Consider the following 21,615-nt stretch of genomic DNA (forward strand, 5'->3'; position numbering starts at 1 on the left):
CTCGATGCAGAAGCCGAACCTCGGACCCGCGTCGACGGCAGGACGTCGGCTACGAGCTGATCCACCCTGCGGACTACATCAAACCCCGGGACAGCCATGGATCGGTTGCGCCGTCCCTCCGCTTCTCGAAAGCCCTGTAAGCAACGATGTAGTTGATGTCGCCGGGCGTCAGCCCGATATCCATCAACTCCCTCTCACTCAGGCCGTACAGGGTCGCTCGCAATCTCTCGCGTCGGCGGCGGTCGTAAAACGCACGCCAGTATCGCGCGAGCAGGCTGAGCACGTTCCACGCCGGTGCGCTGGGTGGCCCGGCGGCGCTCTTTTCCGACGACGCGTCTCTCAGCGCCGCGATGGCCGTATCGGAAGGCGCCGCCGCCAAAGCCTCGCCCGTGGCGGCTTTCGACGGCGCGAGGTCGACGTCGAACCCCGCTGAATTGCGCAAGGTCGCGGCATCGAGGTCAGCTTGGTGAGGTGGCATCGGTTGCTCCTGCTGTTGTGCCGGCATGGAGCGTGGCCAAATAAAAGGCCCCGTCCGATGCCGGCGGGGCCTGGTGGAAGATCGTGTCGTCAAACTCCTAGCGCACGACTCCCTCCACGTCCCAGCCGAAGCCGGTCATGTGGTTGAAGTTGACGATGCGCACCGATTTGCTCATGGGCATGTAGTTACCACGCCAGGCACGCAACATCAAGCGATATGTTTGCGTGGATGCATCCTGGAGGCGAGTTGTTGCAGCTTAGCAGCACGTCTGTCGGATTGGCGCTAGCGTCATCCGCCATTTTACAATCGTAGGGGCGGATCACGCTTCGCTCATCCGCCCCTACGGACTGTAGCGCGCCGCGAATGCTCGTATACTCTTCGCAGCCTCGGCCCCATGGACAAGCAGCATGCCCAGGTGATCGCCGGCCGTTGAAAGAAACGCTAGTCCTGCAGCCTCAGCAAGCGTCTTCCGCTGATCGTGAGCGGGATCATCTCGCCCCTCCCAGATCAGCACCGGGGCACCCGCGCCCACTACGGCTTGGCGCGCATCATCGAGTTGGCCGAGCGCTTCAAAACACGCGCGCACGCCGGGCTCGCATGCCGGTGTAACCCACTGAACCAACTCAGGTGCAACGCGCCCGGCAAACTTCATAAAAGCATCGAAGGTGAGTGGCCCTCTGCTGGTCGGAGGAAGACCGTTCACGAAATCCCAGCCACCCAACACCAGTGAAGACAAGCGTTCCGGATAATATTTGGCCACACCGACTGCCAACCAAGCACCCATCGAGTGCCCGACCAAGTGGACGCGCTCGCAGTCCAGGTCGTCGAGCACGGCGACAATGTCGCCAGCGCGTTGGTTCTGGTGATAGAGGGCCGCCTCGTACGGCTTGTCGCTCTCTCCATGGCCGAGCGAGTCCACACAGGCAACGCGGTATCGATCTGTGAGCGCATCGACAATCCCGCCACGTTTCCAACTTTCGCCGCTCATGAGAAGGCCGTGCTGCGGCACGATCAAAGGTCCGTCGCCGTCCACGGTGTAGTGAATCCGCTGGCCGCGATGTTTGACGAATGGCATTCGAGTCCCCGGTCGTCTCGACCGACGTTAGGTGGGCACGAAACGAGCCATTGCAACCTTGTGAGCGCCCCCTCTCAGTCACCACGTCTGGCACTCAAGCTCCCTAGCATTGTGCATCGCGTGTTGAGGAAACCGCTTTTGGCCGTTCGCGGACCGAGCCCCGATCAGGTCTGCAGTTCGCCAGATAGCGACGATGGTCGACCTCCGGCACCGAAAAACTAATTTCTCAAACCCTTTCAATCGGATCGCTCTCGCCCGCTTTCGGCTCGGCAATTTTTCTATTTCGCTTTTTCGGAAATCATGCTACTGATGCGCATCCCGCTTCACTTGGAGGGGCGTATCGCGGTCGTCACGAACGTGGGGGTGGGAAGCGGTGGGCGTGTCGGGTTGCAGCGTGATCACTCGCGCGGGCGAACAACACCGATACGCACGGCGAAATCGTGTGGTCCTGGCATCCCGGTGCTGGTGTCAAGCTTGCGACGATGCTTATGGCGTGTCGCAGGTGACGGGGGCAAACAAGCCGGTCCCCGGGGAGATCACGTATAAGCCATAAAGCCATCGCGCAGGGAAGGCCGGGATGTTTCGGCCGAGCCTGTGGTGACTGCCGCCTGCTTTTCTTGTTGCAGGCGGGCCATGGGAGCGGCGAGCTCCCGGCCTTCCCTGCGCCCTTCATTTCGATGGGCGATGAATTTCAAAGCTCGGACGCAGGATGCGTGGCGAGGACGGATGGTCATGTCTGTGGCGGATCGTGCAACAAACTCACTGTCATTCCGGGGCGCGCGCAGCGCGAGCCCGGAATGACGATCTGGAGAGAGATGCGCGCATTTATCAACGACAGAGCTGGCAGCGGCCGCCCCTTGGGGCCGCCCTGCCCCTCAGCGGCCGCGGCCGGCGACCTGCGGCAGGAAGCTTGGCTGGTTCGGCGGGGCGATCGTGACCACGCGATTGCGGCCGTCATGCTTGGCGCGATAGAGCGCGGTGTCCGCCCGCTTCAGCACGTCGCCGATCGGCTCGCCCTTCTGCTCGAGCGTCGAAAGCCCGATCGAGACCGTGACCTCGATGCGAGTCTCGCCCTTCTGGACCGAAAAGGGTTCGTTGGCGATCGAGCGCCGCAGGCGCTCCGCGACCATGCCGGCGACATGCAGGTCGGTCTCGGGCATCACGATCACGAACTCTTCGCCGCCGTAGCGGCAGGCGAGATCGATGCCGCGGATCGACCGGCGCACCCGCATGGCGAATTCGCGCAGCACGTCGTCGCCGGCGTCGTGACCATAGGTGTCGTTGATGGCCTTGAAGAAGTCGATGTCGAGCATCATCAGCGCCAGCGGCTTGCCGCGGCTGGCGGCCTGCTCGGCCAAAGTCGCGAGATGCGTCTCCATGTAGCGGCGATTGTGCAGCGAGGTCAGCGCATCGGTGATCGCCATCTCGATCGAATTCTGCACATTGTCGCGCAGATGGTCGGTGTAGCGGCGACGACGGATCTGGGTGCGCGCCCGCGCCAGCAGCTCGTTCCTGTCGACCGGACGCAACAGATAATCGTTCACGCCGATCTCGAGCCCACGCAACAGCCGCGTGTTGTTGTCGGCGTCCGTCACCGCGAGGATCGGCACATGCCTGGTGCGCTCCAAGGAGCGGATCTGGCTGCAGAGCCTCAGGCCGTCGAAATTGTCGAGATCGAGCGAGACGATGACGAGGTCGTAATTGCCGTCGGCTGCATTGAACACTGCCTCGGCCGGATTGGGCTCGACGTCGACGGCATGCTCGGCCGCGAGCAGCGGCGCCAGCCGCTCATAGGACGACGGCCGGTCGTCGACCAGGAGCACGCGCCCGCCCCGTCCGGTATCGGCGACCGCATCGCGCTCCGGCGCCTGCACGCCGATCTCGAGCGAGGTCAGCGCGCGCATCCGCAGCTCGTCGGTCATCATCTTCAGCCGTGTCAACGACCTGACGCGCGCGATCAGCACGACGTCCGACACCGGCTTGGTCAGGAAGTCGTCGGCGCCGGCTTCCAATCCGCGGACGCGATCCGCCGGACTGTCCAGCGCCGTGACCATGATCACCGGAATGTAATGGGTCACCGGATTCGTCTTGAGCCGGCGGCAGACCTCGAAGCCATCCATGTCCGGCATCATCACGTCGAGCAGGATGATATCGCATTCAGCGCGCTGGCACATCTGCAGCGCCTCCGCGCCGTTGGACGCCGTCAGCACGTCGAAATATTCGGCAGACAGCCGCGCTTCCAACAGCTTCACATTGGCCGGGACGTCGTCGACCACAAGGATACGCGCGGACATCGAAAACTCCCCTACCCGATAAAGCGTCGCACGGTTTCAATGAATTTTCCGACCGAGATCGGTTTTGAAAGATACGCCTCGCATCCGCCTTCGCGGATACGCTCCTCATCGCCCTTCATGGCAAATGCCGTGACGGCGACCACCGGAATCGAACGCAATTCCGGGTCATCCTTGATCCAGCGCGTGACCTCGAGCCCGGAGACCTGGGGCAGCTGGATGTCCATCAGGATCAGATCGGGGCGCGTCTTGCGTACGATGTCGAGCGCCTCGACACCGGAACTGGTCCCGGACGTCTGGTATCCATGCGCTTCCAACAGATCGCGAAAGAGCTTCATATTAAGCTCGTTGTCCTCCACGATCAGGACGGTCTTTCCCATCCGTCCCTCCTCATCACTGACACCCACTGCCCTCCGGCGGACCCCTGCCCGCCGATTTCATCTAATTCAAACTCGCCCTAGATTCGCGTAAAGCCGTTAAAGTTGATCTTCCATCTTCGGCGAGATGGTTTCCAGTTGCTTGAACAGATTTCGAAGACTCGGGCATGATGGCTGCCCCAAAGTAGAGCCCAGAAGTTAACGGAAAGGCAAACCGGCCGTTGAAAAAGCCTGTTCGAAATCCCCGGGAAGTTGCTGAAATCGTTGCGATTCAGGCCCTTTCTTTCCTGGCCGGCGACCCCGAGCGTCTGGGGCGCTTTCTGGCCGAGACCGGCATCGGCCCGGAGACCCTCCGGTCGTCGGCTGCCGACCCGAATTTCCTCGCTCATGTGCTCGATTTCATCCTGAAAGACGACGCTAGCGTTAAGGCTTTCGCCGAGGCCTCCAAACTGCACCCGACCAATATCATGGCGGCACGGGAGGTATTGGGGGACCGTAAATGGGAGCGCGACGTGCCGTGAGCGCCCCCCCGCCGGATGCAGGGCCGCGCGCGGCGACCGGACCGACCTGCTTCTGCCGGGATTGCCTCAGCGACCTGGATCCGAAGGCGAGGCGCTGCACCGCCTGCGGCTCGCCGCGCCTGGTCCGGCATCGCGCGCTGCCCGCGCTCGCGCTTGCCCATATCGATTGCGACGCGTTCTACGCCACGGTGGAAAAGCGCGACAACCCTGAGGTCGCCGACCGGCCCGTCATCATCGGCGGCGGCAAGCGCGGCGTGGTCTCCGCAGCCTGCTACATCGCGCGCACCTATGGCGTGCGCTCGGCGATGCCGATGTTCAAGGCGCTGGAGCTCTGCTCGTCAGCCGTGGTGATCCGCCCCGATATGGCGAAATATGTCCGGGTCGGCCGCGAAGTGCGGCAGGCCATGCAGGCTTTGACGCCGCTGGTCGAGCCGCTGTCGATCGACGAGGCGTTCCTTGATCTCTCCGGCACCGAACGCGTTCACGGCATGATTGCCGCCAAGGTGCTGGCGCGCTTTGCCCGCGAAGTGGAAGCAAACATCGGCATCACGGTCTCGGTCGGACTGTCCTGCAACAAATTCCTGGCCAAGATCGCCTCCGATCTCGACAAGCCCCGCGGCTTTGCCACGCTGGACCAGGAGGACGCCCGCGAGCTGCTCGCCGACAAGCCGGTCGGCTTCATCTTCGGCGTGGGGCCGGCGACGCAGGAGCGGCTGGCGCAACGCGGCTTTCGCACCATCGCCGACCTGCAGCGGGCCGACGAGATCGAGCTGATGAAGCAGTTTCCGAGCGATGGCCGCAGGCTCTGGCGGCTCGCGCGTGGCATCGACGATCGCAAGGTGATTGCCGATCGCGGCGCCAAGAGCATTTCCAGCGAGACCACGTTCGAGGACGACATCCGCGATTACGCCACTTTGGAGAAGCTGCTGTGGCGCCTTGCCGAGAAAGTCTCGTATCGGCTGAAGGCCAGCAATCTCGCGGGCTGCACCGTCACGCTGAAGCTGAAGACCGCGGACTTCCGGCAACGGACCCGCTCGCAATCGATCGCCGCGCCGACGCAGCTCGCCGGCAAGATCTTTGCGATCTGCCGCGAGATGCTGGCGCGCGAGACCGACGGCACGGCATTCCGTCTGATGGGGGCTGGCGTCAGCGCGCTGCGCCCGGGGTCCGAGGCCGGTGACAGCGACATGCTCGACCGCCGCTCGGCCTCAGCCGAGCGCGCCATGGATGCCCTGCGCAAGAAGTTCGGCCAGGACGCCGTGATCCGCGGCATCGCCTATGACGGGCCGGAGAAGGCCGGATGACGCGCGATGAGGCAATGATCGCGCCCGAAACAGTCTCAAGCCGTCGTTGTGGACTGTTTCGGCGCGCATCACCTGATGGGCTCGGCGTCAGTAGCCGTAATTGTAGCCATAGTTGCCGTAGCCATACGGCTCACAGGGAACGTCGTTGGTCCACGGCGCGGTGGCAAACGCCCCGACCCGCGGCGCCGGGATGCAGACGCGGCCGTCGGGGAAACGGATCACGCCAGTATTGGCCTGGACCTCCGTCATGGCGTGAGACGGTCTCACATGATGCTCGCGAGCCATTGCCGGCGCAGCGAGCGCAGCTCCGACCAGCACTGTGCTCACGATTAGTTCGAGCCTTGCCATGTCATCTCTCCATGTCATTTAGAAGACCGCACGACGCGGATCTTCATCAATGGAAATGGCCAGCGACTGCCGGCGCACAAGGAGAGCAACGGCTCACATCGCTTCAACGTCACGCGAAGCAACAATCTTCAAGGAACACAACTCGGCATTGCGTGATCGGCCGGACGACTTTGATCGCCGCTGCGGGACTAATGACCGCAGGGCTTCTCGTCCTTCGCGTCCTTGACGTCGAACTTGCCGAGCGCGCCGGCGATGACGAAATCATTGTAGTCGAGCACGAGCGAACGCGAGACGCCGTTCTCGTACAGCTCGAAGGACATCGCATAGATCGGCGTCTGCTCGCCTTCGGTCTTCTTCGCCTCGCTGTCGTAATAGCTGACCGTGACCGGCCAGCGGGTCAGGCCCTTCATCTGCTCGCTCGCGGTCGCAGGATCGGGGGCGCTGACCGTCTTGTCGTCGTGAATCGGCTGTCCGATCACGGTCAGCGTGTTGTAGACCTTCTCGCCGTTGTCCGATCCGTCATAGACCGACAGCTCCAGCAGCGACTTTCCTTCGCGCGCGGCAGCGATGATGCGCTGGATTTGCTCGGTCGGAAACACTGTCGAGCCGTCGAGCGTGAACGTCTTGGCCTCCGGCTGCTTCAGCTTGACCGTGATGTGGTCGCCGGTGCGCTCGGCAATGCCGTCGACCGGGTTGGAATCGGTATCGTTCATCCGCGAGTCGATCTTGAACCGGTAGCTCTTGCCGCTGCCGTCTTCCCAGGCTGTCGAGCGCAGGTCGCTCAACGTCACCTTGCCTTCTCCGACATCGAGTTCCGAGACCTGGCGGAATTCGGACGTGTAGCCCTCGCAGGCATTGCCGGTGAAATTGTAGAGGATGCGGCCGCGCGCGCTGTTGATCGGGCTCGATCCGCGCGACTTGACCAGGCTCAGCTCATAGAGGGCTTGATGCGGCAGGAACGGTGCTGCGGCCGCAACCTGTGCCGGGCCGATGGCGATTGCGGCAACAGCGAGCGCACGGAGCGCCGGTCGAAACGAACGAGCCATGTGAGTTTTCCCAGGCCTATCGGAGAATCGTCACATTAGAGATCGTGGCATTGCGTCGCAACTGGGGCCGTCTCACGTAAACGTGCAAACGCTCAAAGCAGATGGGCCGGTGGACCCCGGCGATTGCCGCAGAATTCAGCAGCTGCGTTCGGCCGAGCGGGGCCTCCCCGCACCGGCTTGCAAGTGACGGTCCGATACGCCAAAGAAAGCCGCCGATCCGACCGTCGGATCGGCCATTCATGACCAGACGGGGATATCCATGGCGGGTACGGTTGAACAGAATTTGGTGGCTCAGGGCATCACCTTGCCCCAGCCCACGGCGCCGGTGGCGAATTACGTCCCCTTCGTCCGATCAGGCAATCTGCTGTTTGTCTCGGGCCAGGTCTGCTTCGGCGCCGACGGCAAGCTGATCGCCAAGGGCAAGCTCGGCGGCGGCGTTTCGGTCGAGGACGGTGCGGCGGCGGCGCGCGGTTGCGCCATCAACCTGCTGGCCCAGGTGAAAGCCGCGATCGGCGACCTCGACAAGGTCGTCCGCGTGGTCCGGCTCGGCGGCTTCGTCAACTCGGCGCCGGATTTCCTGGATGGGCCGAAGGTGCTCAACGGCGCCTCCGACCTGATGGTCGCGGTGTTCGGCGATAAGGGCCGCCATGCCCGCACCACGGTCGGCGTGGCCGCGCTGCCGGCAGATGCCGCTGTGGAAGTCGAAGGCATCTTCGAGATCGCCTGAGCTTCGCGGGACCGGACGGGCCATATGCGTGCACCAGACTGGCTGACGGCCCGCCCTGTCGCCCATCGCGGGCTGCATGACATCGCTCGCGGCGTGGTCGAGAACATGCCGGCCGCGGCGCGTGCCGCGGTCGCCGGCAACTTCGCCATCGAATGCGACATCCAACTGTCCGCCGATGGCGAGGCCATGGTGCATCACGACCATGAGCTCGGCCGCCTTACCGAGGGCTCCGGCTACGTCATCGAGAAGACCGCGGCCGAGCTGAAGGCGCTGTCCTTCAAGAACACCGATGAGCGGATGATGACGCTCGCCGATCTCTGCGGTCTCGTCGCGGGCCGCGTGCCGCTGGTGATCGAGGTGAAAAGCTATTTCAACGGCGATCGCAGGCTGGTGAAGCGGATGGCGGAGGTGCTCTCGTCCTACCCCGGTCCCGCCGTCGGCATGTCGTTCGATCCCGATCAGGTCCTGGCGTTGCGTGAGACCATGCCGAACCTGACGCGCGGCATCGTTGCCCAGCGGACCTACGAAGACGGCTACTGGGAGAAGCTGACGCGCGCGCAGCGCGACAGTATGCTGCATCTCCGCCACGGGTTCCAAACGAGGCCGCATTTCGTTGCTTTCTGGGTCAACCAGCTGCCGGCACCTGCGCCCTGGATCGCCCGCAACGTGTTCGGCTGCCCGCTCCTAGCCTGGACGGTTCGCACCCCGGAGCAGCGCCAGGCTGCCGGGCGCTACGCGGATCAGATGATCTTCGAAGGCTTTACGCCGGAAGCATGAGAGCGACCTTGCAGTCGCTGCTGCAATGCACGATCTTAGGGAGGCGGGGCTGACGGGGATCATTCCCTCCACCTCTTCCAAGGGTTCGATGGCATCATCTGAGATCACGCTCGAAGCACTGCCCGGAATTGGCGAGATCCCGGCGGTCGATTGGAACGCCTGCGCCAATCCGCTGGCACCGGAGCCTCTGGCCAGTTCGTGCAGCGCGCTCAGCCAAACCTACAACCCCTTCGTTTCGCATGCGTTTTTGTCGGCGGCCGAAGCCTCCGGCTGCGCCACCATCCGTACCGGCTGGGCGCCCCGCCATCTGGTGGCCAAGGTCGACGAGCGGATCGTCGGCGTCGTTCCCTGCTATCTGAAGTCACATTCGCAAGGCGAATATGTCTTCGATCGCGGCTGGGCCGACGCCTATGAGCGCGCCGGTGGCCGCTATTACCCGAAGCTGCAGGTCTCGGTTCCCTTCACGCCGGCAACCGGCCCACGGCTCCTGATCCGCGCCGGAGAGGATCGGACTCAAATCGGCAATACGCTCGCGCAAGGGCTGATCGCGCTATGCGGGATCAGCGAGGCCTCCTCCGTCCATGTCACCTTCGCCCGCGAGCACGAATGGGAGCTTTTGGCCGGCCAAGGTTTCCTCAAGCGCACCGACCAGCAGTTCCACTGGCACAATCAGGGTTTTTCGAGCTTCGACGATTTCCTGGCGACCTTGAATTCCCGCCATCGCAAGGCGATCAAGCGCGAGCGGCGCGATGCGCTCGCGAATGGCATCACCATCCATTGGCTGACCGGCAAGGACCTCACCGAAGAGGCCTGGGACGCCTTCTTCGATTTCTACATGGACACCGGCTCGCGCAAATGGGGCCGGCCCTATCTCAACCGCAAGTTCTTCTCGCTGATCAGCCAGAGCATGGCCGACGACGTGCTGCTCGTCATGGCCAAGCGCGAGGGCCGCTGGATCGCCGGCGCCATCAACTTCATCGGCTCCGACACGCTGTTCGGCCGCAACTGGGGTGCGATCGAGCACCACCCGTTCCTGCATTTCGAGGTCTGCTACTATCAGGCGATCGATTTTGCCATCCAGCGCCGGCTCAGAATCGTGGAAGCCGGCGCGCAGGGCGAGCACAAGATCGCACGCGGCTACCTGCCACAGACCACCTATTCCGCGCATTTCATCGCCGACCGTGGCCTGCGCCGGGCTATCGGCGACTATCTGAAGCGCGAGCGCGCCTATGTCGATGAGGTCGGCCGCGAGCTCGCGGAAACCGGACCATTCCGCAAGGCCGTCGACGAGCCGTCCTGACCCGCTATTGACCTTTGGCGGATGGCGATGAAAGTAACGCCGGTCCGAGGAGCCCCGAGGTGCAGCAATGACCGCCTATGATCCCAACAATCCGTTCGCAAAAATCCTGCGCGGCGAATTCCCCAGCTACAAGGTCTACGAGAACGACCATGTACTGGCCTTCCTCGACATCATGCCGCGCGTGCCCGGTCACACGCTGGTGATCCCGAAGGCCCCTGCCCGCAACATCCTCGACATCACCGAGGAAGACTATCTCCACGTCGGCCGCGCCACGCGCCTGATCGCCCGGGCCGCCAAGTCCGCGTTCAGCGCCGACGGCATCACCATCCAGCAGTTCAACGAGCACGCCGGCGGCCAGGTGGTGTTTCACCTGCATGTGCATGTGATGCCCCGCCATACCGGCGATTCCCTGCTGCCGCCCGCGAGCCGCAAGGAAGAGCCTAAGGTGCTGGAAGAGCACGCGGCGAAATTGGCCGCAGCGTTGAAGGGGTGATCCCGCGCTGGGATGGCGCGATCTGGAGGATGCGTGTTTGGCATGTCGCGAAGGTCGTATGCGGCGCGGAATATTCCCTCCTCAACACCTGTATCGGGATGGGAGCGCAACAAGACAAATCGCAACAGCATGTTGGCCAATTAGTCTGTCTCGCCTCGAATCACCTGCTGCTGCGACAGCGGCGAGAACACGCAGCGGTCCGGCTTGATGTCCAACAGCGGCGTCTGGTCGAGGCAGTCGAGCCCGCGCACCAGCACCGTATTGCCCTCCAGTGCGACGAACCTGACCGTCGAGGTCCCGATCGGATTGGGCCGCACCGGCGAGCGCAGCGAGAAGGTGCCGCGGGTCTTCTCGTCGTGATGCTTCGGGCTCTGCAGCACGAGGTCGCGGCGCGAGCGGTCCAGCCAGTAGATCACCTCGAGATGGGTGTAGAAATCGACGCCCTTCAGCGCCGGCACCCACGGCTCGAAGATTTCGAGCCGGCACACCGGCCCCTCATGGCTGCCCTGCCGCGGCGTCTCCAGCCTGGATGTCCAGGGCGTGCGGATGCGGCCGATGAAATAGAGCTGTGCGTCGCGCGGCGGTGGCGCGTCGATGGCCACTTCGCCCGGACGGAGATCGGTATCGATTGTCATGAAGCTGATCCCATAGACAGGCGCGAACCCTGGTGATCCCCCAACATTCGCTCCCATTCGGCAAGCAAGTCAGCGAATGTTGGCATCCGGGGATCACGAGGTAAACGATTTATTCCTCGGAGGCTGCCCCTCACAGGTGATCCAGCCCGATATCCAGCGCGGCCGAGGAATGCGTGATCCAGCCGGCCGAGATCAGGTCGACGCCGGTCGCAGCGATCGCGGGCGCGGTCGCCGCGGTGACGCGGCCGGAGGCCTCGGTGATCGCCTTGCCGCCGACCATCGCGACGGCCTGCCTGAGATCCTCGATCGTCATGTTGTCGAGCAGGACGGCATCGATGCCGAGGGCCAGCGCCTCCTCGAGCTGCGCCAGCGTGTCGACCTCGACCTCGATCTTGACGAGATGGCCGACATGGGCCTTTGCGCGCGCGATCGCAGGCCCAATGCCGCCAGCCACCGCGATATGGTTGTCCTTGATCAGGACGGCATCGTCGAGGCCAAAGCGATGATTGGCGCCGCCGCCGGCACGCACCGCGTATTTCTCCAGCGCGCGCAGCCCCGGCGTGGTCTTGCGGGTGCAAACGATCTGCGCCCGCGTTCCCTTCACCGCCACGACAAGCGAGGCGGTCGCGGTGGCGACGCCGCTCAGGCGGCAGAGAAAGTTGAGCGCGGTCCGCTCACCCGTCAGCAGCGCGCGGGCCGGGCCGCTGATGGTTGCGATGGTGTCGCCCGGCGCCACGACGCTGCCGTCGGGCCGTTCGATCTCCATCCGCACCGCGGGTGAGACCAGCTGAAACGCGCAGCGCGCGACCTCCAACCCCGCGATCACACCGTGCTGGCGCGCCCTCAAGCCGAGCGACGCGCCCTGCTCGGCCGGGACGATCGCATCCGTGGTGATGTCACCGGCCCGGCCGAGATCCTCGAGCAGAGCCATGCGCACCAGCGGCTCATAGAGCAAGGGTGAGAGCGGATTGAGGGTCATGGCAGCACACTCCTGAGCGGATATTCGGCGTCGACGATGTCCCGTACGGCATCCATCGCCTGTGAAAGAGTGAAGGTGGACGATCGAGCAACGGCCAGCGTGTCCGGAAAATCGGTCCGGTAATGCGCGCCGCGGCTCTCCGCGCGCCCATGCGCGGCAACCGCGATCATCAGCCCGACCAGGGCCGGATCGGCCGCGACGCCGGCGCCTTCCGCGAGCGGAAGCAGGCTGCGAATGGCGTCTGCGATCGATTGGCGATCGCGCAACACACCAAGGCCTTTTGCAAGCAGCGGCCGCACCGCGACGGGGTCGGGCGCCGCAGGAAGCGCCAGAAACTCACGCAGTAGGCTGGCGCTGCCCGGCGCGCCGGCGACGCTCTCCGCCACCCATTGCGCGCAGACGATCGCTTCCATCAGCGAATTGCTGGCCAGCCGGTTGGCTCCGTGCAGCCCGGTGCGGCTCACCTCGCCGCAGGCCCAAAGACCCTCGACCGTACTGCGGCCCGCACGATCCACGGCGATGCCGCCCATGTGGTAATGCACGGCCGGCCGCACCGGGATCGGGTCGACCGCCGGGTCGATGCCGGCCATCCTGCAGAAGGCGCTGATCACCGGATAGCGCGCGGCGAAATCCGCGCCCGGATTGGTGCGCGCATCGAGGAACACGCGATGTCCTTGCGCGCGGTGCCGCCAGACTGCGCGCGCCACGACGTCGCGCGGCGCAAGCTCGGCACCTAGCTCGTCCGCCATGAAGCGGTCGCCGGTTTCGTCGATGAGGATCGCGCCGTCGCCGCGGATCGCTTCCGTCAGCAGCGGCATCGGCCGCGACGGTCCGTCGAAAGCCGTCGGGTGAAACTGCACGAATTCGAGGTCGGACAGCTCAGCGCCCGCACGTGCCGCAAGCGCAAGGCCCTGGCCGAAACAGCCACTGGGGTTGGTGCTGTCGAGGAACAGGCCGCCAATGCCGCCGGTCGCGATCACCACACGCGTGGTGGCAAGCATCGCCGGGCCGTCGACCGTCGCAGCCAGCACACCCGCGATCGCCTTGTCCTCGACGATCAGCCTGCGCGCCTCAAATCCTTCCAGCAGCGTAATCGACGGACAGCGGCGCACGGCCGCGATCAGCGCGCGCATGATCTCGCGGCCGGTGCCGTCGCCGGTGGCATGCACAATCCGCTTACGGCTGTGCGCGGCTTCCAGCCCCAAGCGCCAGCTGCCGTCCGGCTGCCGATCGAAGGCGACCCCGAGCTGCGCGAGGCGGTCGACCGCCGCCGGCGCAGCCTGGACGATGGTCGCGGCGGCAGCCTCGTCGCACAGTCCGGCTCCAGCAGCGATCGTGTCCTGCAGATGCAGCGCAGGGTCGTCGTCCGCACCCACGGCCGCGGCGAGGCCGCCTTGCGCCCACAGGCTCGAGGCTTCCCCGCCGAGCGGCGACTTCGACAACAGCACCACGGGTTCGGGCGCAAGCTGCAGCGCGGTCATCAGGCCGGCGGCACCGCCGCCGATGATCACGGGCTGTCCAGCCAGCCCAGAGAGATCGATGCTCATAGGGCCAACATCCTTTCCACCGAGCGCCGGGCGCGATCGGCAATCTCAGGATCGATCGTGACCTCGTGCTGATCGGTCTCGAGCGCGTGGCGAATGTTCTTCAGCGTGATCCGCTTCATATGCGGACACAGATTGCAGGGCCGGATGAACTCGACATCGGGGTGCAGCACTGCGACGTTGTCGCTCATCGAGCATTCCGTCAGCAGCACGACGCGCGCCGGCCGCTTGTTGTCGACAAAGCTCGACATCGCCGCTGTTGACCCGGAAAAATCGGCCTCCGCCACCACCTCCGGCGGACATTCCGGATGCGCCAGCACCGTAATGCCTGGGTGATTGTCACGAAGCGCACGGACATCCTCGGCGTTGAAGCGCTCATGCACCTCGCAATGGCCCTTCCAGGCCGTGATTTTCACTCTGGTTTGCGCAGCGATGTTGCGGGCGAGATATTCGTCCGGCAGCATGATCACGTGACCGGTGCCGAGCGACTCCACGACGGCAAGCGCGTTGCCGGAGGTGCAGCAGATGTCGGCCTCTGCTTTCACCGCGGTGGAGGTGTTGACATAGGCGACCACGGGCGCATCCGGATAGCGCTCGCGCATCAGCCGCACGTCCTGCGCGGTGATGGATTCCGCCAGCGAGCAGCCGGCCTCGAGGTCGGGGATCAGCACCCTCTTCCCGGGATTGAGCAGCTTGGCCGTCTCCGCCATGAAGTGCACGCCGGCGAGCACGATGATGTCGGCATCGACCTTGGTCGCTTCGCGCGCCAGCAACAGGCTGTCGCCGACGATATCGGCCACGCCATGAAAGATTTCCGGCGTCTGGTAGTTGTGGGCGAGCACCACCGCATTGCGCTTGCGTTTGAGCGCGAGGATCGCCTCGACATCATCAGCGAAGGTCGCCCATTCCGGCGGCGGGATCACGCGTTTGACGCGGTCATAAAGCGGCGCAGTGCGCGCAAGCGCGTTTGATTCAAGCATGGCCATTTATACTCTCCTTGAGTATATTATGGCTTATACTTATCCTGAGCATAATTCAAGTCAAGAGCGGGAGAGCGGGAGCTTGCTTCCGATCACGGCCCGTTCGGCCAGCACGCCCTGGCGGAAGCGGAACAGCTTGGCCGGACGGCCGATCGTGTCGGCGGCGATTGCGCCTGTTTCTTCAACGAGTTCCTGCTGCTCGATGAGACGGCGGAAATTCTGCTTGTGCACCAGCCGTCCTGCAAGCGCCTCAACGCTGCGTTGCAGTTGCAGCAGGGTGAAGTCGGCCGGCATCAGCTCGAACACGACCGGCCGGTATTTGATCTTGGCGCGCAGGCGGGCAATGCCGGTGGCAAGGATCCGGCGGTGGTCGGCGGTCATGGCGCGGCCGGGGACCACCGGCTCGCCGTCCCCCTTGTCCCGTACGGCCTCAGGGATCAGCGAGGCTTCGTACAGCAGTTCATAGCGCTGCAGCGCCAGCTCCTCGTTCCAGTCGTGGCTGTCGAGCCCGAAGGTGATGGCGGCGCGGCGCCAGCGCTGCTTCTGGAGCGCGGAATTGACCTCCGATTTGGCCCAGGTGCGCAGCTTCGGCGCGATGGTCTTGGCGATTAGTGCAGGCGCCCCGGCGCGGTGATCCTCCCACGGGAAATAATCGTACCAGGAGGACCACTGCGCCTCGGATCCGTGGTGCATCAGCTCCTCGCGGGTGAGACCGAGATAGCTGATCGAGATGCGGTGCGGCGCGTCGGAATCGCCGGTGCGGCCGCGATCGGCGAAGGTATAGAGCTGCTCGACATAGCCGATGGGACGGCCGGTCTGGGCCTCGACCCAGGCACGCAGGCCCATCTGCAGCGAACGGTGCGCGAACTGAAATGGCCCGCTCGGCAAGGCGCTCGCGTGCGCGATCGTCATGATCTTGGGATTGCCGTCGCTCACCGCGACCAGCACAGCCACGAGATCAGCGGTAATCGCATCCATCGATGTCACGGTGTTCTGCGGTTTCTTGTCCACGTTGCTGAACCCACTCCGCTGATGGTCCCAGTGCGCCGATTCCGAGTTCACATCATATCGCCGCACGTCCAATTGCGAACGTTTGTAATCGAGGAGTGTTGGCAGGCCCTTTATCCCCGAGATGTCGGAAGCCGTGCTCTATCCGAGCCACCATCTGCCCGCGAGCATGACGACCTCGCCGCACACCACCCCGGCAAAGATCGACCGCCGCGTCGCCATGAAGGCTGCGAAGCCCGCGGCCAGTGCACCATAGCGGAGGAACCACGGCACGCTTGCCAGCGCGCCCGGTGGATGCACCAGGATCTGCGCGATGACGCCAGCGAGGATGGCGGTTGCCACGGCCTTGACCCAGACCAGCAGGTCGGAGCCCTCGTCGAGCCCACCGCCGAGCCAGAGGCCCAGCATGCGCCAGATCTGGTTTGGGATCACGCCTGCGACCAGCAGCACCGCCAGCGTATGCCAGTCCCCGATAAAGTCGCTCACGTGCGCTGCCGCCATTTGTGGACGCCGAAGGCGATGGTGCCGGCGGCGACGCCGCTGACCAGAATGTCGACGCCGCTGTTGAGCAGCGCCGCGACCGGATAGAAGACGAGCCCCAATGCCAGCGCGAGCACATCGGCCAGCTCTCTGGAATTGCGCGCGGTGGAAAACAGGAACGCCAGCGGGGTCAGCAGCAGCACCGCCGCGCCGAAGGTCTGCGAGAGATTGGCCGCCAGCAGATAGCCGATGATGGTGGCCACGAGCCCGATCGTGATCAAGCCCGTGCCGAGGCCATGGACAAAGGCGATCCGCCGCTCGCGCGGCACATGCGGCAGGAAGCGGTAGCATTCGACCCAGAGCGTCACCGCCGTGAAATGCGCCACCAGCACCAGCTGGCGCCGCTTGGTCGCGGGCGTGCGCAGCAATGGCATCACCGCCACCACCATCGGAAACAGGCGGATCGCGCTCATGGTCACGGCGATCGCCGACTGTACGATGGTCTGCCCCGATCCGAGCGTCGTCACCAGAATGATCTGCGCCGGGCCTGCCCAGACCAATACCGTGCTCAAGATCGCCCAGAGCATGCTGAAATGGGTGTCGTGGGCGAGCGCGCCGATGCCAATGAACGTGACGAACAGCACCATCGACAGGATCGTCGCCGATGTCGCGCGCAAGCCCCAGCCGAAGGCGCGGATCGCGCCATGCCATTGTTGGGAATCGAGCGGAGGAAGCGTCACGGGCGAGCGGGAAGCAATTGCATGCTTCCATAAGGCTGGGAGAGCGGGTGCCGTCAACCGTCGCGCGGCGCCTGCGGCCCTGCGGTAATCGCATCCGACGCGGTTTGCGGCGGTCGGCGGCCGCTTGTCCACGTTCCTGTCGAATCTCCCGGCCAATGCCGATGGCACTCTGCGGACCAAGCGAGCCCCGGCCCACCGCAAGCGAAAAGCTGTCCCGGCTGGCGCCGCGCGCTCAGGTCAGCCAGAGATGCGCCGGCTCTCAGGAAGGGCCGACGACCATCTGTCTCAAACCCTGCCGGAGCTCCGTGACATTCCTGGCGCCGTTCAGTTGCTCGAACTGCCGCTGGGCTTCACGCCAGAGAGGCGATGCTTCGGCGTGAAGACGACGTCCTTTTTCAGTGAGCTCGATCAGGCGACTTCGGCCGTCAGTGGGTGACGGCCGAAGCCTGATTACGCCGTCGCGTTCCAGCAGGCCGACCATCTTGCCCATGGCCGTCCGTTCGACGTCGAGGCGTTCGGCAAGAGGATTGATCGCAGCACTCCCCACCTCGGCCAGCGCAGCCAGGATGAGGAACTGCGTGATGCGCAGGCCGGTCGGCTCCAGATGAGCATCATAGAATCGCGTGATCTGCCGGCTCGCCTTTCTCACCGCGTTGCAGTTGCACGCATCGATCCTCAATGGTTGGTCGGCCAGCGGCATTTCTCTGTCCTCTCGATTTCCGTCAACGGTCCGAACGCGCTGCGCACATCACGCGAATACGTTCCGATGCTTCTTGATGAAAGCCTGGACCGAAAGCGCCGGGGTCCCGGTGATCCTTTCGACATTGTCGTTCGTACCCGCGAAGATGCCATCCCGATAGTTCTGGGCAACTTCGACCAAGTGCTGCACCAGGAACGGCGGGAATTTGTATGACTGCTCCATCTTCTGCTTGAATTCCTCGATCGAGCTCGGCGCGTAGTCGATCTTGGCGCCCAACACCTCGCTCATGGCCGCGGCGATCTCCGTATGGTTCATCTCGACCGGACCATGGAGCGTGTAGATCTTGCCCTCGTGACCTGTTGGAGAGGCCAGGATATGCGCGATGACCCGCCCCTGGTCCTCGCTCGCGATGGGTGCGTGACGGCCGTTTGCGAATGGGAAACTGATCGTCTTCTTGGCCCAGATTTCGCGACCCCAATGTGGATAGACCAGCCAATCGGCAAAGAAGGTGGGACGCAGATGCGTCGTCGCGACACCCGACCAATCGAACACCCGCTCGGCAAGCCAGTGATCCTGCGCCGCATGGCTCGCCGCTTCCCGCCGCGCCGAGATCTGCGACATGTTGACGATCGCGGTGACGCCTGCCTCCTTCGCAGCCTGCGCGAAATAGGCGGAGGCGCTGATAATTCCCGGCGCGATCGGATGAAGGAAGTAGGCCGACCGGATACCTTCCATTGCCGCACGGATGTCGTCGATATCGGTGAAATCACCGACCGCGATGTCGACGCCGCGCGACCGCAGAGCAGCGGCCTTTTCATCGTCCTTGCGCACATAGGCCCGCACCCGCTTGCCCATCCTGAGCAGTTCGTCGACGGCGGCTCCCCCGGTGCGTCCGGTGGCACCGCTCACAAGAAACTCAGCCTCACTCATGATGACGATCCTTTTCATTCAAGAGCATATGCTCGTATCTGGACAAAATAGGAGCATACGCTCCTATTTACAAGCCCATCTGGCCGATTTCAGCGCCGGCGCTCGATTCATCTTATTTTTCAATGCTCGTAAGGGTCAGCGCAGGTGAACCGATCGCTGGTCAGACGCCCCTGTTGCGCAGCACGAAGCAGGCTCCGCCGGCGCGGCGGATACGGTTGCAGAGGTCGTCGGCCTCACCGCGCGTGTCGGCGCCGATCCGCACCTGGTAGAACGGATGGAAGCCGCGCGTGCGCATCACCGACGAAAGCAGGCTTGGATCGCGATTGCCGATGATCGCGCTAAGACCCTTGATCGCACGCGCATACATCGCAAGCGCCCTGTTGCGGTCGAAGCCGGCAGCAAGCTGCACGCCCCAGAGCTTGGCCGCGGCGAGCGCAACGTGCTGCTCGAGCTGGGTGACGAACGGATTCGGCGCGCGCTTGAGCAGCGCCATCAATTGATGGCACGAGGTCGGCGGCGGGCTCGGCGGCGTCTTGCCGCCCTTGCCTGCGGCGGCCCAATCATCGATGGTCGCGCCGGTGATGGCCGAGACATAGTTGCGGGTCTCATAGGGCATCTGCCCCTTGCCCGAGAGCCAGTCCTGCACCCGGCGCGGTCCGGCATTATAGGCCGCCGCGGCCAACCCGAGATTGCCGAACTGATCGCGCAGCTCGGCCAGGAACTCGGCCGATTTCGGCAGCGCCTGCACGGGATCGAAAGGATCGAGCAGCCGCCGCTCGTCGGCGGTGCCCGGCATGAACTGCGCAATGCCCTGCGCGCGCCGGCCGCTGCGCGTGACCGGCCCCTCCGCGTCCGGCTGGAAGCGGCTCTCCTGCCAGATCACGCGGGCGAAGAATTCGAGCGGCAGGTTGTTGGCCCGGGCCGCAGATTCGATCATCAGGCAGATCGCCTCGCGCGTATCGCTCTCCTTGGGATCGTCACGCTTGGCCTCCTTATCCGGCGCGGCTGCGCCGGGCTTTGGCTGCGCTGCATCCCGTTTCGCTGCGTCCTTGGCGGGTTCGGCGGAGCCTGGCGGCGAAGACAGAGACGGCGGAGGCTCGGCCACAGGCGGCTTGGCGACGTCTTCAGCAAACACGTCTGCCGGCGCTATGAACGCCAGATAAAGGCCGATACAGAAGACGCGGATCACGTTGTACATCTGCAAAGGTCGAATTACCGGTTCGAAACCCCGTCGGCGTTCCCCACCTCAAAGCAATTGCAGGCCCCAAGTTCCTCGACGCGACGGCTTGACACGCGGGGGCCGGGGTCAGCAATTTCACCCGAGCCGACGAGACATCACGGAGGAACGTCAGGCATGACCGCCGCCGACGATCGGTTCGGCTTCGCGCCGGACGACGATGTGCCCCTGCCCTATATGGCGCGCACCCGCGACTACTACCTCGCGATCGGCTATGACACGCCCTATCGCTGGGCGCACTACACATCCGCGCCATTTCAAACCCTGAAGAAACCGCTTCGTGAATCCCGCGTGACCATCGTCACGACGGCTGCGCCCTACGATCCCGCCAAGGGCGATCAGGGACCCGGCGCTTTGTACAACGGCGCCGCCAAGTTCTATTGCATCTACGATGGCGATACGTCGGCGCCGCATGATCTGCGCATCTCCCACATCGCCTACGACCGCATTCACACCTCCGCCCAGGATTCCGGCACCTGGTTCCCGCTGCCGCAACTCGTTCGGCTCGCGCGCGAGGGTCGCGTCGGCGAGGTCGCACCGCGCTTTTTCGGCGCACCGACCAATCGCAGCCATCGTGCCACCATCGAGACCGATGCGCCGGAGATCCTGGCGCGCTGCCGGACGGATGCCGTGGATGCCGCCGTGCTGGTGCCGAACTGTCCGGTCTGCCACCAGACCGTAAGCCTGGTGGCGCGGCATCTGGAAGCGAACGGCATCGCGACCGTCGTCATGGGCTGCGCCAAGGACATCGTCGAGTATGTCGCCGTGCCGCGCTTTCTGTTTTCGGATTTCCCGCTCGGCAATTCCGCGGGCAAGCCGCACGATGTCGGCTCGCAGGCCCTGACGCTCGCGCTGGCGTTGCAGCTGTTGGAAAACGCGCCCGGCCCGCAGACCACCATGCAGTCGCCGCTGCGCTGGAGCAGTGACGCGAGTTGGAAGCGCGACTACAGCAATCCGGCGCTGCTCAGCCCGGAGGAATTGTCGCGGCGGCGCGCCGAGTTCGATACGCAGAAGGTGATTGCGAAGGGACTGCGCGAGAGCAACAGCTAACAGGTTTTCCCAAGAACCTACATGAGCGCAGGGCTTTTCCCCTTGCCGTCACGCTTCGGTTGCGGTTGATTGCTGCGGGGTTCTGGGGGACGACTACTAATGCGTGTTTTGTGGTGCTTGGCGCTTTGCGCCATGGTGGGTGGCTGTGCGTCGGTGACGCGGGGGACAACGGAAACAATCAGTATCTCCTCGACACCATCCGGCGCGGAAGCGACCGTTTCGGGACTTGAGGCGCCGATGACGTGTACGACGCCTTGTGCGTTCGTAGCCAAGCGAAACGCCGACATCTCGGTCTCGATCGCCAAGGAAGGTTACGAGACCCAGATCGTGCCGCTGACGAAGGACATTCCGGCCGCAGGCGCGGCCGGCTTCGCCGGCAATATCCTCGCGGGTGGCCTGATCGGGATGGGAGTCGATGCCGCGACCGGCGCGGCCACCGATCACAAGCCGAACCCGGTGATCGTCACGCTGCAGCCGCACAGAGCCGCAGCCCCGGCGCGGCCAGCGCGGCAACGCAGGCCTCCCGCGGCGGCGCCTGAAGCCGGCACCTGAGGGGCAAGCGCTGCCACGGCGTCGGCGGCTCGCTCGCGCGTCT

The 21,615-nt window shown here is 64.4% G+C and carries 25 protein-coding genes; 8 read left to right on the forward strand and 17 right to left on the reverse strand.

The features are described 5' to 3' along the window. Nucleotides 1–73: 73 nt before the first annotated feature. From ACQR1W_RS28950 to ACQR1W_RS28970, 5 genes are all read right to left on the reverse strand, one after another. A complete protein-coding gene (locus ACQR1W_RS28950; RefSeq protein ID WP_434853975.1) occupies nucleotides 74–505 on the reverse strand; it encodes a DUF1127 domain-containing protein in 432 nt (143 codons plus the stop codon). 313 nt (nucleotides 506–818) lie between these two features. Next, entirely contained in the window at nucleotides 819–1,553 is a 735-nt protein-coding gene (locus ACQR1W_RS28955) for an alpha/beta fold hydrolase (RefSeq protein WP_434853976.1), read from the reverse strand. A 536-nt stretch (nucleotides 1,554–2,089) separates the two neighbouring features. Next, complete coding sequence (locus ACQR1W_RS28960; RefSeq protein WP_434853977.1) at nucleotides 2,090–2,287, reverse strand: hypothetical protein; 198 nt, start codon at nucleotides 2,285–2,287, stop codon at nucleotides 2,090–2,092. Between the two features lie 141 nt (nucleotides 2,288–2,428). Continuing rightward, nucleotides 2,429–3,847 (reverse strand): PleD family two-component system response regulator, encoded by a 1,419-nt coding sequence (locus tag ACQR1W_RS28965; RefSeq protein WP_434853978.1) that lies wholly within the window; start codon nucleotides 3,845–3,847, stop codon nucleotides 2,429–2,431. 11 nt (nucleotides 3,848–3,858) lie between these two features. Beyond that, nucleotides 3,859–4,224 (reverse strand): response regulator, encoded by a 366-nt coding sequence (locus tag ACQR1W_RS28970; RefSeq protein WP_008967908.1) that lies wholly within the window; start codon nucleotides 4,222–4,224, stop codon nucleotides 3,859–3,861. 218 nt (nucleotides 4,225–4,442) lie between these two features. Here ACQR1W_RS28970 and ACQR1W_RS28975 point away from each other — a divergent pair, with 218 nt between their 5' ends. Beyond that, a complete protein-coding gene (locus tag ACQR1W_RS28975; RefSeq protein ID WP_434853979.1) occupies nucleotides 4,443–4,742 on the forward strand; it encodes a DUF3572 domain-containing protein in 300 nt (99 codons plus the stop codon). Beyond that, on the forward strand, nucleotides 4,721–6,046 hold the full coding sequence (locus ACQR1W_RS28980) for a DNA polymerase IV (RefSeq protein ID WP_434853980.1): 1,326 nt from the start codon (nucleotides 4,721–4,723) through the stop codon (nucleotides 6,044–6,046). The genes ACQR1W_RS28975 and ACQR1W_RS28980 overlap by 22 nt, the downstream gene beginning before the upstream one ends. Before the next feature lie 87 nt (nucleotides 6,047–6,133). On the opposite strand, the gene ACQR1W_RS28985 is transcribed toward ACQR1W_RS28980, so the two are convergent. After that, entirely contained in the window at nucleotides 6,134–6,394 is a 261-nt protein-coding gene (locus tag ACQR1W_RS28985) for a hypothetical protein (RefSeq protein ID WP_434853981.1), read from the reverse strand. Nucleotides 6,395–6,582: 188 nt separating this feature from the next. After that, nucleotides 6,583–7,440 carry a cell envelope integrity EipB family protein gene (locus tag ACQR1W_RS28990; RefSeq protein ID WP_434853982.1) on the reverse strand — a complete coding sequence of 286 codons (858 nt, stop codon included), beginning with the start codon at nucleotides 7,438–7,440 and terminating at the stop codon, nucleotides 6,583–6,585. 259 nt (nucleotides 7,441–7,699) lie between these two features. On the opposite strand from ACQR1W_RS28990, the gene ACQR1W_RS28995 reads away from it, so the two are divergent. From ACQR1W_RS28995 to ACQR1W_RS29010, 4 genes are all read left to right on the forward strand, one after another. Continuing rightward, a complete protein-coding gene (locus tag ACQR1W_RS28995) occupies nucleotides 7,700–8,167 on the forward strand; it encodes a RidA family protein (protein ID WP_434853983.1) in 468 nt (155 codons plus the stop codon). A gap of 24 nt (nucleotides 8,168–8,191) precedes the next feature. After that, nucleotides 8,192–8,944 carry a glycerophosphodiester phosphodiesterase gene (locus tag ACQR1W_RS29000; RefSeq protein ID WP_434853984.1) on the forward strand — a complete coding sequence of 251 codons (753 nt, stop codon included), beginning with the start codon at nucleotides 8,192–8,194 and terminating at the stop codon, nucleotides 8,942–8,944. 88 nt (nucleotides 8,945–9,032) lie between these two features. Then, nucleotides 9,033–10,244, forward strand: a complete 1,212-nt coding sequence (locus ACQR1W_RS29005) for a GNAT family N-acetyltransferase (RefSeq protein WP_434853985.1) — start codon at nucleotides 9,033–9,035, stop codon at nucleotides 10,242–10,244. A 67-nt stretch (nucleotides 10,245–10,311) separates the two neighbouring features. Next, nucleotides 10,312–10,737 carry an HIT family protein gene (locus tag ACQR1W_RS29010; RefSeq protein WP_434853986.1) on the forward strand — a complete coding sequence of 142 codons (426 nt, stop codon included), beginning with the start codon at nucleotides 10,312–10,314 and terminating at the stop codon, nucleotides 10,735–10,737. A 140-nt stretch (nucleotides 10,738–10,877) separates the two neighbouring features. Here the strand turns inward: ACQR1W_RS29010 and tsaA are convergent, their stop codons facing one another. From tsaA to ACQR1W_RS29060, 10 genes are all read right to left on the reverse strand, one after another. Then, nucleotides 10,878–11,372, reverse strand: coding sequence for a tRNA (N6-threonylcarbamoyladenosine(37)-N6)-methyltransferase TrmO (tsaA, locus tag ACQR1W_RS29015; protein ID WP_434853987.1), 495 nt, complete (start codon nucleotides 11,370–11,372; stop codon nucleotides 10,878–10,880). A gap of 130 nt (nucleotides 11,373–11,502) precedes the next feature. Then, nucleotides 11,503–12,351 carry a carboxylating nicotinate-nucleotide diphosphorylase gene (gene nadC, locus ACQR1W_RS29020; protein ID WP_434853988.1) on the reverse strand — a complete coding sequence of 283 codons (849 nt, stop codon included), beginning with the start codon at nucleotides 12,349–12,351 and terminating at the stop codon, nucleotides 11,503–11,505. Beyond that, entirely contained in the window at nucleotides 12,348–13,898 is a 1,551-nt protein-coding gene (locus ACQR1W_RS29025; RefSeq protein WP_434853989.1) for an L-aspartate oxidase, read from the reverse strand. The genes nadC and ACQR1W_RS29025 overlap by 4 nt, the downstream gene beginning before the upstream one ends. Continuing rightward, the gene (gene nadA / locus ACQR1W_RS29030) at nucleotides 13,895–14,881 is read right to left on the reverse strand and encodes a quinolinate synthase NadA (protein WP_434853990.1); all 987 of its coding nucleotides are present in this window, start codon (nucleotides 14,879–14,881) and stop codon (nucleotides 13,895–13,897) included. Before nadA ends, ACQR1W_RS29025 begins: the two co-directional genes overlap by 4 nt. A gap of 54 nt (nucleotides 14,882–14,935) precedes the next feature. Next, a complete protein-coding gene (locus ACQR1W_RS29035) occupies nucleotides 14,936–15,853 on the reverse strand; it encodes an NUDIX hydrolase (RefSeq protein ID WP_434854044.1) in 918 nt (305 codons plus the stop codon). 171 nt (nucleotides 15,854–16,024) lie between these two features. After that, nucleotides 16,025–16,369, reverse strand: a complete 345-nt coding sequence (locus ACQR1W_RS29040) for an AzlD domain-containing protein (protein ID WP_434853991.1) — start codon at nucleotides 16,367–16,369, stop codon at nucleotides 16,025–16,027. Then, nucleotides 16,366–17,103: an AzlC family ABC transporter permease gene (locus ACQR1W_RS29045; protein WP_434853992.1), complete on the reverse strand. Its 738-nt coding sequence runs from the start codon at nucleotides 17,101–17,103 to the stop codon at nucleotides 16,366–16,368. The genes ACQR1W_RS29040 and ACQR1W_RS29045 overlap by 4 nt, the downstream gene beginning before the upstream one ends. A gap of 259 nt (nucleotides 17,104–17,362) precedes the next feature. After that, nucleotides 17,363–17,803, reverse strand: coding sequence for a MarR family winged helix-turn-helix transcriptional regulator (locus ACQR1W_RS29050; RefSeq protein ID WP_434853993.1), 441 nt, complete (start codon nucleotides 17,801–17,803; stop codon nucleotides 17,363–17,365). 48 nt (nucleotides 17,804–17,851) lie between these two features. After that, on the reverse strand, nucleotides 17,852–18,733 hold the full coding sequence (locus ACQR1W_RS29055) for an NmrA family NAD(P)-binding protein (protein ID WP_434853994.1): 882 nt from the start codon (nucleotides 18,731–18,733) through the stop codon (nucleotides 17,852–17,854). 160 nt (nucleotides 18,734–18,893) lie between these two features. After that, nucleotides 18,894–19,931 (reverse strand): transglycosylase SLT domain-containing protein, encoded by a 1,038-nt coding sequence (locus ACQR1W_RS29060; protein ID WP_434853995.1) that lies wholly within the window; start codon nucleotides 19,929–19,931, stop codon nucleotides 18,894–18,896. Between the two features lie 156 nt (nucleotides 19,932–20,087). On the opposite strand from ACQR1W_RS29060, the gene ACQR1W_RS29065 reads away from it, so the two are divergent. Beyond that, complete coding sequence (locus ACQR1W_RS29065; protein WP_434853996.1) at nucleotides 20,088–21,020, forward strand: glycine reductase; 933 nt, start codon at nucleotides 20,088–20,090, stop codon at nucleotides 21,018–21,020. Nucleotides 21,021–21,119: 99 nt separating this feature from the next. After that, complete coding sequence (locus ACQR1W_RS29070; RefSeq protein WP_434853997.1) at nucleotides 21,120–21,572, forward strand: PEGA domain-containing protein; 453 nt, start codon at nucleotides 21,120–21,122, stop codon at nucleotides 21,570–21,572. Nucleotides 21,573–21,615: the final 43 nt, after the last annotated feature.

Origin of the sequence: Bradyrhizobium sp. HKCCYLS1011 (assembly GCF_051167795.1) — a bacterium.
Classification (GTDB): Bacteria; Pseudomonadota; Alphaproteobacteria; order Rhizobiales; family Xanthobacteraceae; genus Bradyrhizobium.